Consider the following 12,966-nt stretch of genomic DNA (forward strand, 5'->3'; position numbering starts at 1 on the left):
CCGGGTGTCTGCGGAGTCGCGGTGCCGTCGGTGGTAGGGGCGTCGTTTCCGCCGGGTGTGGCGGCAGCCGGTCGGTGCGGTCCGGCCGGGCGGCGCGGGGCCGCGCGTCAGGTCCGGCGTCGCCGTACCCGCTCCACCAGCCCCCGCTTGCGCGGTGCCGGGCCCGAGCGGTCCAGCCACCAGTTCCGCAGTGCGCGCCGCGCCCCCGCGTCGCCCGGCCGCCCCAGCTTCAGCAGGTGGCCGGCGAAGTCCAGCGCGTCCAGCCGGTACCCCCCGCGCATCGGCCGCTGCCGGGCGTACTCCAAGAACGCCTCCCGGTACCCCGCCCCCAGGATCACCGGCAGCTCGGGCGCCACCTTCGCCACGACCTCCGCCCGCTTCGCCGCGAGCGCCCGCGCCTGCACCCCCATCCGCACCCGGTCGAACCCCTCCGGCACCGGCGTGCCCGCCACCAGGGACGACAGCACGGCGGCCTGCGCGACCCCGACCCGCTCCCGCACGCCCGCCAGCGGCCCCGCCACCGGCCGCGCCAGGACACCGACGCCCCCGGTCCGCGCACCCCCGGGGGCCGGCGCCTCCGGCGCACCCCCCGCCGTGCTCCCCGTCGCGCGCCCGGCCGCCACCGCTTCCCGGATCGCGTCCAGCTCCCGCTCCAGCTCCGCCGGTTCCGGGAAGTTCTCGTCCCGCTCCAGGAGCACCCCCGGCGGCTCGACCCCGGCGGCGAGAGCGGTCAGGATGTCGAGGACCGGACGCGGCACGGGGTGCGCGTGGCTGTCGTGCCAGACGCCGTCCCGCTCGACGCCGCCCGCGACATGGACGTAGGCGATCGCCTCAAGGGGCAGCGCGGCCAGCGCCCCGGCGGGGTCCTCGCCCCGGTTGACGTGGTTGGTGTGCAGGTTGGCCACGTCGATCAGCAGCCGCACGCCGGTCCGCTCGACCAGCTCGGACAGGAACTGGCCCTCGGTCAGCTCCTCGCCCGGCCAGGAGAACAGTGCGGCGATGTTCTCCAGGGCCAGCGGCACCGGCAGCGCGTCCTGCGCGATGCGGACGTTCTCGCACAGCACGTCCAGCGCGTCCCGGGTGCGCGGCACCGGCAGCAGATGGCCGGCCTCCAGCCGCGGGGAGGCGGTGAGCGCGCCGCCCGCCCGGACGAACGCGATGTGCTCGGTGACCAGCGGGGAGCCGAGCGCCTCCGCCCGCTCGGCGAGTGCCGCCAGCCGTCCCTCGTCGGGCCGGTCCGCGCCGCCGAGACCGAGGGAGACGCCGTGCGGGACCACCGTCACCCCGCGCTCGCGCAGCCGCAGCAGCGACCGGGGCAGGTGGCCGGGGCAGACGTTCTCCGCCACGACCTCCACCCAGTCGATGCCGGGCATGCGCTCCACGGCCTCCGCGATCTCCGGCCGCCACCCGATCCCGGTCCCCAGTCGCCGCATGGTGCTTCCCCCTCCTCGGCCGGCCCGTGCCGCTGCGTCGAGTGACGGGGATATGGCCCCGGCGACCGCCGCCGAACCCCCCGGCTGTCGCGTTCAGAGCAACATTTGAGGTTGCGGGACGGCGGGGCGCTCCCCGGTCAGCGCAGGCCCGGGTGTTCCGCCACCACCGTGCAGGAGCCCGGGGCGATCTCCGTGAAGCCGGCGTCGCGGACCACGGGCAGGCCGCTGGTGGTCAGGCGGAGCCAGTCGGCCGGGGCGGCCGTGCGGACGGCGAGGGGGAAGCCGGCGGCGCGCCAGGCGGCGCGGGCGGTGTCGGGCAGGGCCCACCAGGCCAGCTGGGCGCCGTGGCCGGCCTGCGCCATCGCCTTGCCGGCCGACATCTCCAGCTCCGGGTTCAGCCAGAGCACGGGCCGGCCGGCCGGGTCGGCGGGGGCCGGCGGTTCCGGGTCGTCCAGCTCGGTGCCCGACACCTGGAGCTTCGCCAGGTCCTTCGGCCAGCCGTCCAGCGGGACGGGCGGGAAGACCCGGACCTCCGCGGAGGCGCCCGTCACCGTGATCCCGGGCAGCGCCTCGGCGCGCCGCCACTCCGCGCCCCGGGCCCGCCGGACCACCTTCCGGATCCGCGCGTCCTCCCAGTCGCGCACCGCCTCGGCCCACTCGCCGTCGCCGTGCGCCCGCTCGTCGCCGAGCAGGGTCAGGACGGCCCGGGCGGCGGTCTCCAGGGCGTCGGTCCGGGCCGGTGGGGCGCCCCGCTCGATCCGTACCACGAGCGGCAGGACGAACTGGGGCGCCTCGTCGCGCGGATCGCGCGCGGGCTGGGCGGGGCTGTCGGCGGCGGGGGCGGGGGCGGGAACGTGGCTCACGGGAGCCCAGCCTACGAAGCCCCGGCCGGACCGATCAACGCGCGGTGCGCTCGCGGGACATTCCGGGACACCGGTGACCGCGCTCCCGCGCTCCCGCGCTCCCGGCGCCGGCTGCCCCCGGTGACCCTCTACGCCGTGCTGCCGGGGCCGGCGGCCACCGCGGTGGTGACGCTGATCAGCGCCCCGGCGAGCAACGGCCACCAGGTCCGCGTGCCCCGGGTCCGCGTGCCCCGGCTCGCGCCGCCGCCGCGGGAGCGCCGGCCGGTTCCCCGGCGCGGGCAGCGGTCAGCGGTCTGGTCACCGGGTCGCGGACCGGGCGGGCACCGGGGCCACCGCTGCCGCCGGCGGGCGCGGTGCCGCTCACGACGACCGCGCGCCGCTCACCCTGAGCAGGCCGTGCGCTGCGCCTCCTGCCACTCGCAGACGGGGCACAGCGTGACGCCCTTGCAGGACTCCGGGTACTCCGTCGGCTCCCGGCACAGCACGCACTCCGCGTACGGCGGCCCGTCGGCCTTCGCCGGCTTCACCGTCTCGACGATCGTGCAGTAGTCCTCGTCGCTCATGCCCCCAGCGTAGGACGTCAGCGGCCGTTGCCCGCCTGGGCGATCAGCTCGGAGACCTTCACGAAGCGGTAGCCGCGCCGGCGCAGCTCCGGTACGACCGTGCGGACGACCCGCTCGGTCGTCGGGGCCGCGCTGCGGGTGCAGTGCATGACGACCACCGAGCCCGGCTTCACCCCGTCGAGCACCTGCTTGACCACCGCGTCGGCGTCCGTGGCGAACGCGTCGCCGCTGATCACGTCCCACTGCACCGCGGTCACCCCGAGCCCGCTCAGCGCGCGCAGCGCCCGCTGGTCGTAACAGCCTCCGGGGAAGCGGAAGTACGGCATCGCGTGGGGGACGCCGGCCGCGCGGAGGGACTCGTACGCGCGCTGCACGTCCGCCCGCATGCCGTCGGCGCCGACGGTCGGCAGGCCGTAGCAGTCGGCGGTGAAGGCGTAGTGGCTCCAGGAGTGGTTGGCCACCTCGAACTGCGGGTCGTGGCCCAGGGCGCCGGCCTCGGCCGGGTACTCGTCGGCCCACCGGCCGGTCATGAAGACGGTCGCCGGCACCTTCAGCGTGCGCAGGGCGTCGATCAGGCCCGGATTGTCGAAGTGCTCGCCGGAGGTCGCGCGGGGTCCCTCGTCGGCGGTCATGTCGGCGTCGAAGGTGAGCGCGACGGTCTTGCCCCGGGTGCGCGAACCGTGTTCGAAGACCGGGGTCAGTCCGCCGGGGCCGGGTGTGAGCACGGGCGGACGGGTGGAGGAGGGGGACGCGGAGACGCGGGAGGCGGCCGGGGCGGGCCGCTCACCGCCCGCGGTGCCGCAGGCGGTGAGCGCCGCGCCCAGGAGGCAGACGGCGATGAGATGACGTGCTCGTGGGGTCACCGTACGAACGTAGGACTGAATGTGCGTTTGTATGGTGATATGTTCCGTGGCGCGGCGGTAGGGTCACCCGCGCGGCGGCGACTGCTCGCCGCCGTGGCCGGCCGGGGGCCGGTCCAGCTCCCGCCGTTCCAGCGGTTCGACCGCGGGGCCCTGGAGCACCGTGCCGTCGACGGCGAAGCGCGAGCCGTGGCAGGGGCACTCCCAGGCGCGCTCGGCGCGGTTGAACGCGACCAGGCAGCCGAGGTGGGTGCAGCGGGCCGACACGGCGTGCAGGGCGCCCTCCTCGTCGCGGTGGACCGCCAGCCGTTCGGCGCCGGACCGGACCAGCGCGCCGTCGCCCGGCTCCAGGTCCTCCACCGCGACCGGCGGTTTGAGCCGGTCGCCGACGAAGTGCCGGGCCACCTCGGCCTGGGTCTTCAGCAGTGACGGCGCCTCGCGCACCACCGACTTCAGCCGGCGCGGGTCGTACAGCCCCCGCCAGGCGCTGTCCCGGCCGGTGATCAGCGCGCTCAGCAGCAGCCCGGCCATGATGCCGCCGCTCAGGCCCCAGCCGCCGAAGCCGGTGGCGACGAAGGTGTGCCGGGCGCCGGGGTGCAGGGGGCCGACCAGAGGAACGGTGTCGGTGGACTCGTTGTCCTGCGTGGCCCAGGCGTGGTCCAGCTTCACCCCGGGGAAGTGCACCTCGGCCCAGCCGGCGAGCCGTTCGAAGCCCGCCTGCGGATCGCCGGTGCCGGGCGTGAAGTGCTCACCGGTGACGACCAGCAGCCGCTGCCCGTCCGGGCCGTACGGCGCCGTGCGCACCGAGCGGGTGTTCTCGTCCGGCGTGATGTACATGCCGTGGGGGTCCGGTCCGTCGCCCAGCGGCCCGGCGACGACCAGTTCCCGGCGCGGGGAGAGCCGGGTGAACAGCAGGGCGCGGTCGAACACCGGGTAGTGCGTGGCGACCACGACGTCCCGGGCCGTCACCGTGGCGCCCGCCTCCGTCGTCAGCCGGCACGGCTCGCCCTCCGCCAGACCGGTGACCCGCGTCCGCTCGTACACCTCGCCGCCGCGTGCGAGCAGGTCGGCGGTGACCGCCCGCAGGTACTTGACCGGGTGGAACTGCGCCTGCCCGGTCACCCGGACCGCGCCCGCCACCGGGAAGGGCAGCCCGGTCTCCGTGGTGAACACGGCCGGCAGCCCCGCCTCCCGGGCGGCCTCCGCCTCCGCGCGCACCTCGGCCACCCTGGACCGGTCCCGGACGTAGGTGTACGCGTCCCGGGTCTCCCACTCGCAGTCGGCGCCCAGCTCGGCCGCCAGCGCCGCCGCGTGCTCGATCGCCTCCGACTGCGAGCGGGCGTACAGCCGCGCGCCCTCCACTCCCCGGGTGCGCCGGAGCCGGTCGTAGACCAGGGTGTGCTGGGCGGTCAGCTTGGCGGTGGTGAAGCCGGTGACGCCGGCCGCGACCCGCCCGGCCTCCAGCACCGCCACCCGCCGTCCGGCCCTGGCCAGCTCATAGGCGGTGCTCAGCCCGGCGATGCCCGCGCCGACGACGGCGACGTCCACGTCGAGATCCCCGTCCAGAGCGGGGTGGGACGGCCCCGGGGCGGTCCGCAGCCAGTACGAATCGGTGACCTTCCGCAGCTCGTGCATGCCCGCCGGGTACCCCGCCCACCCCGACACACGTCAGCCTCCGCCCACGCGGACCCCCGTCCCGTCTGACGTGCGCCGCGTTCCGGTCCGGCCCTGCGGACCTCATTCCCGTCCGCGTCCGCTACCGCCGCCCGGCCCGCTCGCGCGCTGCCGTGGGCCCGCGCCGGACCCCGGCCCGGCTGATATCCGCCCCCGCTGGAACCCGCCCCGACCCGTGGTCGTCCATGCCGCGATCCCGCCCGGCCGGGCATCCGTTCGTGCCGGTGCGGCTTCCGCTTACGTCTGCTTCAGCAGTCGTTCCCGGCAGTCCGTCACGTCGAAGTCCGCCTCCGGGTAGCGCGGGTCCAGCTCCCGCAGCCGTTCCAGCAGGAGCCGGCTGATGGCCCAGTCGCGGTACCACTTGCGGTCCGCCGGGACCAGGTACCACGGCGCGTACGGCGCCGCGCAGCGCTCCAGGGCCAGCTCGTACGCCTTCTGGTAGTCGGGCCACAGGGCGCGTTCGTCGATGTCGCCGGGGGTGAACTTCCACCGCTTGTCGGGGCGGTCAAGCCGGCGCAGCAAGCGGCGCCGCTGCTCGTCCTGGGAGAGGTGCAGGAAGCACTTGACGAGGGTGACGCCGTCCTCGGCGAGGGCGCGCTCGAAGTCGTTGATCAGGCCGTAGCGGCTGCCGATCTCGGCCGGCCGGGCGAGGTGCCGTACCCGGGCGATGAGCACGTCCTCGTAGTGCGAGCGGTCGAAGATGCCGATCTCGCCCGGCTCCGGCAGCGCCCGCCGCACCCGCCACAGGAAGTCGTGCCCCCGTTCCTCCTCGGTGGGCGCCTTGAACGCCGTGATCCGGCACCCCGACGGGTTCAGCTGGCCGATCACGTGCTTGACCGTGCCGCCCTTGCCGCTGGTGTCCATGCCCTGGAGGACCAGCAGCACCCGGCGGTGGTCGCCCGCGGTGGCCGCCGCCCACAGCCGCTCCTGGAGCCGGGCCAGCTGCCTGCCCATGCGGTCCGCTTCCGCCTGCGCCGCCCGCTTGCCGTCCGGGGCGCCGGGGGTGGCCCGGGCGTCGTACCGGGACAGGTCGACCCGCTCGCCCGGTGGCAGCCGCAGCAGTTCCTGGAGCTTCCCGGCCGGCCTGTTCCGCACGCGTGCTCCTTCCGTCCGGCTCGCGGTGTGCCAGGTGCCCGTCAGCCGGCCGGCGGTGCGCCGTCGGTGTGCGCCGCGGGCTCCCGGTCCTTGCCCTCCTGCTCCGGGGGCGAGGGCTGCGCGCCCCGCTCCAGGAAGTGCAGCAGCTCCACCGGGATGGGCAGGACCAGCGTCGAGTTCTTCTCGGCCGCCACCGCCATCACCGTCTGCAGCAGCCGCAGCTGGAGCGCGGCCGGTGTCCCCGACATCTGCTGGGCGGCCTCGGCGAGCTTCCTGGAGGCCTGGAGCTCCGCGTCCGCGTTGATGATCCGGGCCCGGCGCTCCCGGTCCGCCTCGGCCTGGCGGGCCATCGACCGCTTCATCGTGTCCGGCAGGGACACGTCCTTGATCTCGACCCGGTCGACCTGGATGCCCCAGCCCACCGCCGGGCTGTCGATCATCAGCTCCAGGCCCTGGTTGAGCTTCTCGCGGTTGGACAGCAGGTCGTCCAGGTCGCTCTTGCCGATGATCGACCGCAGGGACGTCTGCGCCATCTGCGAGACCGCGAACTTGTAGTCCTCGACCTTGATCAGGGCGCTCGTCGCGTCGACCACCCGGAAGTAGACCACCGCGTCCACCCGGACGGTGACGTTGTCGCGGGTGATGCCCTCCTGGGCCGGGATCGGCAGGGTCACGATCTGCATGTTGACCTTCTGCAACCGGTCCACGAAGGGGATGATCAGGGCCAGGCCCGGCGACCGTACGTCCCCCGCCACCCGGCCGAGCCGGAACAGCACACCGCGCTCGTACTGCTTGACCACCCGCGCCGCGGTCGCCAGGTACACCACACCGGCGGAGCCCACCGCCGCCACCAGGGGCACCACAAGGTCCTCGACCATGGTGACCTCCTCGTCCAGAGGCCGGTTTGTCTGCTGTTGCCACGATAGGCCCGTGGAGCCGGGATGCCGAGAGGTCCCGGCTCCCCGGCCCCACGGGCGGGCCGTCAGGCGGCCGTGAGCAGCTGCACCGGCTCCGTGCCCGCCGCGCTGTGCCGCGCGGCCCAGTTCTCCAGGGCCGTACGGCAGGCGTGGTCCAGGTGGTGCAGCCCGGACAGGTCGAGCCGGACCGGGCGGTCCTGGGGGAGCGCCTCCAGGCTGTCGAGGATCTTCGGCAGCCGCAGGAAGGTCGCGTTCCCGGACAGGTGTGCCTCGATCGGCCCCGCGCCCTTGTCCACGATCTCCAGCCTGACGTGCGAGGCCTCCCAGGCGGTCTTCACCACCGCCAGCGCCAGGCCGATGAGCACGCCCTCGAACATGCTGACCGCCACGATGGAGACGGCCGTGGCGGCGAGGACCAGCGCCTCCCCGCGGTGCTCGCGCCACAGCACGGTCAGGGACCGCAGCGGGACCAGCTTGGCGCCCGCGTGGATCAGGATGCCCGCGAGGGCCGGGACCGGGATGTAGGCCAGTACGCCGGGCAGCAGCGCCGCGAACAGCAGCAGCCAGACGCCGTGCATGACCCGGGAGGCCTTCGTGCGGGCACCGGCCTGCACGTTGGCCGCGCTGCGCACGATCACCGCGGTCATCGGCAGCGCGCCGAGCACCCCGCACACCATGTTGCCGGCGCCTTGGGCGACGAGCTCCTTGTCGTACTGGGTGCGCGGACCGGAGTGCAGCCGGTCCACGGCGGCCGCGCTGAACAGCGACTCGGCGGAGGCGATCAGGGTGAAGGCGACGACCGTGCCCAGCAGCCCCACGCCGGCCAGCTCGCCGAAGGCGCTGAGCGGCGGGGGCTGGATCGAGCCGAGCAGGCCCCGCACCTCCACGGTGGCCACCGGCAGGCCCAGCGCGAACGCGGCCAGTGTGGTGAGCCCGACCGCGGCGAGCGGGCCGGGCACCGCCCGCACCCTGGCCGGGGTGTGCTTCCACAGCAGCAGCACCGCGATGGTGCCCGCGGCCACCGCGAGCGAGGCCAGGGCGCCGGTGTCGCCGAGGGCGTCCAGGAACGCGCCGGGCACCCCGGTGATCTTGCCCAGGCCGGATTCCGGGGCCTTCGCCGCCAGCGCCGGATACAGCTGCCCGGCGATGATCACCAGGCCGATTCCGGCCAGCATCCCCTCGACGACGGAGACGGAGATGGCGCGGAAGTAGCGGCCCAGCCGCAGCAGGCCCATGGCCACCTGGAGGACACCGGCCACGAGCACGATCACGCCGAGGGCCGGCAGCCCGAACTCCTTGACCGCCTCGAAGACGAGCACGGTCATGCCGGCCGCCGGTCCCGACACCTGGAGGCTGCTGCCGCGCATCAGCCCGGTGACGATGCCGCCCACGATGCCGGTGACCAGGCCGAGTTCGGCCGGCACCCCGGAGGCGACGGCCACGCCCACGCACAGCGGCAGCGCGACCAGGAAGACCACCAGGGAGGCGGCGAAGTCCTGCCTGAGGTGCGGGAAACGGGATATGAGGGTGCGGTTGTCGGTCATCGGCGCGCTCACAGGGCCTCGAAGGTGTCGGTCTGCGGGCGGTGCGTCCGTACGGCGCCGGTGTGCACCTCGTAGTACCAGGCGTGCAGGGCCAGCTGATCCTCCTTCAGCTTGCGCTCGACGCAGGGGTAGGAGCGCAGTCGCAGCAACTGGGTCAGGACGTGGCTCTGCACGCCCTCGGCGACCTCCGGGTCCTCGGCCGTACCGGCCGGGCGCGGGGTGGCGGAGGCCAGCCAGTCGCGCACGGCCGGTACGGCGGTCAGGTCGTCACCGCGCACCAGCGCGCCGACGGCGCCGCAGTGCGAGTGCCCGCAGACCACGACGTCGCGGACGCCGAGCACCTCCACGGCGTACTCGATGGTGGCCGCCTCGCTGGTGGGGTGCTCGGAGGCGTGGGGCGGGACGATGTTGCCCGCGGTGCGCAACTCGAACAGCTCGCCGGGGCGGGCGCCCGTGATCAGGGCCGGGACGACCCGGGAGTCGGAGCAGGTGATGAACAGCACCTGCGGGGACTGGCCTTCGGCGAGTCTGGCGAACTCCTCAGGGCGCTGTCCGAAGGTACGGGCGTTGTCGATGAGGGGCTGCATGTGTGTGGGTTCCTCCTGGCGCGCCTGCCCGGCGCGTCGGACGTGCACGACGGTGGTGTGGGGGGAGAGAGCTGCCCGTACGTCAGCAGCGGAAGACCTGGAGCGCCGCCGGGGTGTGGGCTCTGGAGGCTCTCGGAGCGGGGTGGTGCGGCCCGCGGGAGGGGTCCGACGGGCCCGTTCCGGCCGTTCGGCCGGATATGAGGGCGCGTTCCTGCGCGCAGCCGGAGGCCGGGCCGCGCTGCCGGTCGCGGACGTGCGGGAGGCCCGTGGGGTCACCTGGGCAGCCTGGGGCGCGGACCTTGTCCGCGGACCCTTCGCGCGCCGGCAGTGCGGAGGGGGTGGTTCCGGTCTCGGCCTTGGCCAGTGCCTGACCGAAGGTGTGCGCGGGTGCGAAGGATCCCGCGGGAGTGAAGAGCTGGAAGGCGAGCAGCGTCACGCCGAGGAGGGTGAGCAGCGTCCGAACGGTCGTACCTCGGAACATGAGCCCCCCTCCGCCACGTTCATGGTTCTTGTCCAGACCAAGGGTTGGTCAATGGATGGTCAAGAAACACGTTAACCCTGCGAAGTCCTTTGCAGGGTTAACTGCGCGTTAAGCGCGCAAGAGAGCGTGAAAAGTGCGGGTCGGGTGGCCTGAACCCGCCCTTGACCCGCACTGTTTGATCGACTATTGAACGACCGGACCGGCCGGTGTGGCGGCGAGGCCCCTAGGAGCCGACCAGGCCCTTCGCGTCCCGCGCCAGCGCGGTGAGCCGGGATATCGCGCGGAAGTACTTCTTGCGGTAGCCGCCGTTCAGCATCTCCTCGCTGAACAGCCGGTCGAACGGCAGCCCCGAGGCCAGCACCGGGACCTCGCGGTCGTAGAGCCGGTCCGCGAGCACCACCAGGCGCAGCGCCGTCGACTGGTCCGGCACCGGCTTCACACCGGTCAGGCACACCGCCCGCACCCCGTCGGTCAGCGCGCCGTACCGGCTCGGGTGCACCTTCGCCAGGTGTTCCAGCAGACGCCCGAAGTCGTCCAGCGAGGCGCCCTCGGTGGCGAACGCCGTCTTCATGACCTCCTCGTCCGAGAAGGGCGCCGGGGCCTCGGGCAGACCGCGGTGCCGGTAGTCCTCGCCGTCGATGCGCAGGGTGCGGAAGTGGGCCGACAGGCCCTGGATCTCCCGCAGGAAGTCGGCGGCGGCGAACCGGCCCTCGCCCAGCTTGCCGGGCAGCGTGTTGGAGGTGGCGGCCAGTGCCACGCCCGCCTCGACCAGCTTGCCGAGCAGCGTCGACACCAGGACCGTGTCACCGGGGTCGTCCAGCTCGAACTCGTCGATGCACAGCAGCCGGTGCTCGGAGAGCGTCCGCACCGTCTGCTGGAAGCCGAGCGCGCCGACCAGGTTGGTCAGCTCCACGAAGGTGCCGAACGCCTTGTGGGACGGCTCGGCCGGGGTGGCGTGCCACAGGGAGGCGAGCAGGTGGGTCTTGCCGACGCCGTAACCGCCGTCCAGGTACACCCCGCGCGGGCCGGCCGGGGCCTTGGGCGCCTTGGCCCGGCCGAAGCCGAACAGGCCGCGCCGGCCGGCGCCGGAGCCCCGCTCCCCGCCGAGCCCGGCCGCGAAGCCCTCCAGGACCTGGACGGCCTCGGTCTGGCTGGGCTGGTTCGGGTCCGGGATGTACGTGGCGAAGCGGACCGAGTCGAAGCGCGGCGGCGGCACCATCTCGGCGACCAGCCGCTCCGCGGGCACGTGCGGCTCACGGGCGCACAGGGACAGGGGGCCGGCTTCCGGCAGCGGGCTGGAACCGGGGGCGGCGGTGGAGGACGACACAGTTCCCCATGCTAAGCGCCGTGTCACACTGCACGGCATGCGACGCCTGTTCCCTGTGACCGAAGAAACAGCAGCCCAGGCCCCCGCAGGGGGCGCCCGGACCCCCGGGGGCGGTCCGGAGGGGGAGGCGAGCCCGGCGGGCCGGGACGGCTCGGCCGGCGGGGTCCGCCCGCCCGTCGGGGGGCCCATCGGGGCCGCCGCGGTCGTGGACCGGGAGTGGAGTCTCGCCGAGCTGGCCGCCGCGTACGCCTACCCGGAGCCCGCGCCGGGCGCCCCGCGGCCGTGGCTGCGGGCCAACATGGTCTCCTCGCTCGACGGCGCCGCCCAGCACGAGGGCCGCTCGCAGCCCATCTCCAGCGCCACCGACATGCGGATCTTCGGCACGCTGCGGGCGCTCGCGGACGTCGTCGTGGTCGGTGCGGAGACGGTGCGGCAGGAGGGGTACCGGCCCGCCCGCGTCCGGGACGAGTTCGCCGGGGCCCGCGCGGCCGCCGGGCAGACCCCGGTCCCGGCGATCGCGATCGTCACCGCGAGCCTGGAGCTGGACCTCACGCTGCCGCTGTTCACCTCGCCCCTGGTGCCCACGCTGGTCCTCACCGGCGCCGCGGCCGCCCCCGACCGGATCGCCGCCGCCGAGCGGGCCGGCGCCCAGGTGGTGATCGCCGGCGAGGGCATGGGGGTGGAGCCCGCCCGCGCGGTCCAGGCCCTGGCCGGCCTCGGCCACACCCGGCTGCTCACCGAGGGCGGGCCCCGGCTGCTCGGCCAGCTGATCGCCGCGGACGTGCTGGACGAGCTGTGTCTGACCCTCTCGCCGACGCTCACCGCGGGGAACGCGCAGCGGATCGCCGGGGGGCCGTCGGTGGCCGTTCCGCACCGGTTCGAACTCGCGTCCCTGCTGGAGCAGGACGGATTTCTGTTCGGTCGTTACTGTCGGACCTGACGTCACCGTTGGTGCTGGCGTCACTGTCGGTCCTGATGCCGGCGGAACCGACCGTCGCGGTCGGCTTCCGCCGAGCAGCAGCAGCACGGTCCGGCAGTACCCGTGCGATCACGGGGAAGGATGGTTTCCGCACGGGCCCTGCCGGGCCCTCCGAGGAGAGAGGCGCCTGGTGTTCACAAGCGTTCTGATGATCGAGAAGGCCCTGACGGCCGCCGACGTGGAGTTCGTCACCACCCTGCACGGGGAGGAGCCCGTCGCCTTCCACGTGCTGCTCCAGCCGCGCGGTGAGCAGGCGGACCGGCTGCTGCGGGCCATCGACGACATCGCGCTCGGCGAACTCGACGAGGCGGTGCGGGAGGGGGAGACGCCGGAGGGGCAGGAGGCCCGGAGCGTGGGGCAGCAGGCCCTCGACGTGTCGCTCCAGGCGCTGCGCGCCGCGGGCAGCCGGGCGGAGGGGCGGCTCGTCGAGGAGCACCCGCTGGACGCGCTGAAGGCCCTGGTCGCCGAGGTCGGCGCCGACGAGGTGATCGTGCTGACGGACCCGCACTACGTGGAGGAGTTCTTCCACCGGGACTGGGCCTCCCGGGCCCGGCACAGGGTGGGGGTGCCGGTGCTGAAGCTGTTCTCGCACAGCAAGGCATAGGGCGGGCCCCCGGTCGCCGTCCGGGTCGCGGCGCGGCCG

At 74.6% G+C, this 12,966-nt stretch carries 13 protein-coding genes; 2 read left to right on the top strand and 11 right to left on the bottom strand.

Features of this window, described 5'->3' with window-relative positions:
• Positions 1–107: 107 nt before the first annotated feature.
• From ACZ5DC_RS01450 to zapE, 11 genes are all read right to left on the bottom strand, one after another.
• Entirely contained in the window at positions 108–1,433 is a 1,326-nt protein-coding gene (locus tag ACZ5DC_RS01450) for an MbnB/TglH/ChrH family RiPP precursor modification enzyme (protein ID WP_468648242.1), read from the bottom strand.
• A 137-nt stretch (positions 1,434–1,570) separates the two neighbouring features.
• Positions 1,571–2,296, bottom strand: coding sequence for a peptidyl-tRNA hydrolase (locus ACZ5DC_RS01455; protein WP_468648244.1), 726 nt, complete (start codon positions 2,294–2,296; stop codon positions 1,571–1,573).
• A gap of 380 nt (positions 2,297–2,676) precedes the next feature.
• Positions 2,677–2,859 (bottom strand): hypothetical protein, encoded by a 183-nt coding sequence (locus tag ACZ5DC_RS01460; RefSeq protein ID WP_468648246.1) that lies wholly within the window; start codon positions 2,857–2,859, stop codon positions 2,677–2,679.
• 17 nt (positions 2,860–2,876) lie between these two features.
• Positions 2,877–3,722, bottom strand: coding sequence for a polysaccharide deacetylase family protein (locus ACZ5DC_RS01465; RefSeq protein ID WP_468648248.1), 846 nt, complete (start codon positions 3,720–3,722; stop codon positions 2,877–2,879).
• A 63-nt stretch (positions 3,723–3,785) separates the two neighbouring features.
• Positions 3,786–5,354 (bottom strand): FAD-dependent oxidoreductase, encoded by a 1,569-nt coding sequence (locus ACZ5DC_RS01470; RefSeq protein WP_468648250.1) that lies wholly within the window; start codon positions 5,352–5,354, stop codon positions 3,786–3,788.
• A 276-nt stretch (positions 5,355–5,630) separates the two neighbouring features.
• Positions 5,631–6,488 carry a PPK2 family polyphosphate kinase gene (locus tag ACZ5DC_RS01475; RefSeq protein ID WP_468648252.1) on the bottom strand — a complete coding sequence of 286 codons (858 nt, stop codon included), beginning with the start codon at positions 6,486–6,488 and terminating at the stop codon, positions 5,631–5,633.
• Positions 6,489–6,529: 41 nt separating this feature from the next.
• On the bottom strand, positions 6,530–7,366 hold the full coding sequence (locus ACZ5DC_RS01480) for a slipin family protein (RefSeq protein ID WP_468648254.1): 837 nt from the start codon (positions 7,364–7,366) through the stop codon (positions 6,530–6,532).
• A 104-nt stretch (positions 7,367–7,470) separates the two neighbouring features.
• A complete protein-coding gene (locus ACZ5DC_RS01485; RefSeq protein WP_468648256.1) occupies positions 7,471–8,949 on the bottom strand; it encodes a SulP family inorganic anion transporter in 1,479 nt (492 codons plus the stop codon).
• 8 nt (positions 8,950–8,957) lie between these two features.
• A complete protein-coding gene (locus tag ACZ5DC_RS01490; RefSeq protein WP_468648258.1) occupies positions 8,958–9,536 on the bottom strand; it encodes a carbonic anhydrase in 579 nt (192 codons plus the stop codon).
• Positions 9,537–9,618: 82 nt separating this feature from the next.
• Complete coding sequence (locus tag ACZ5DC_RS01495) at positions 9,619–10,017, bottom strand: hypothetical protein (protein WP_468648260.1); 399 nt, start codon at positions 10,015–10,017, stop codon at positions 9,619–9,621.
• Positions 10,018–10,240: 223 nt separating this feature from the next.
• A complete protein-coding gene (gene zapE / locus ACZ5DC_RS01500; RefSeq protein WP_468648262.1) occupies positions 10,241–11,344 on the bottom strand; it encodes a cell division protein ZapE in 1,104 nt (367 codons plus the stop codon).
• Between the two features lie 37 nt (positions 11,345–11,381).
• Between zapE and ACZ5DC_RS01505 the strand changes: the two genes are divergently transcribed.
• The gene (locus ACZ5DC_RS01505) at positions 11,382–12,284 is read left to right on the top strand and encodes a pyrimidine reductase family protein (protein ID WP_468648264.1); all 903 of its coding nucleotides are present in this window, start codon (positions 11,382–11,384) and stop codon (positions 12,282–12,284) included.
• 169 nt (positions 12,285–12,453) lie between these two features.
• Positions 12,454–12,927, top strand: a complete 474-nt coding sequence (locus tag ACZ5DC_RS01510) for an indole-3-glycerol phosphate synthase (protein ID WP_468648265.1) — start codon at positions 12,454–12,456, stop codon at positions 12,925–12,927.
• Positions 12,928–12,966 lie beyond the last annotated feature (39 nt).

Source organism: Streptomyces sp. NPDC031445 (assembly GCF_055581365.1).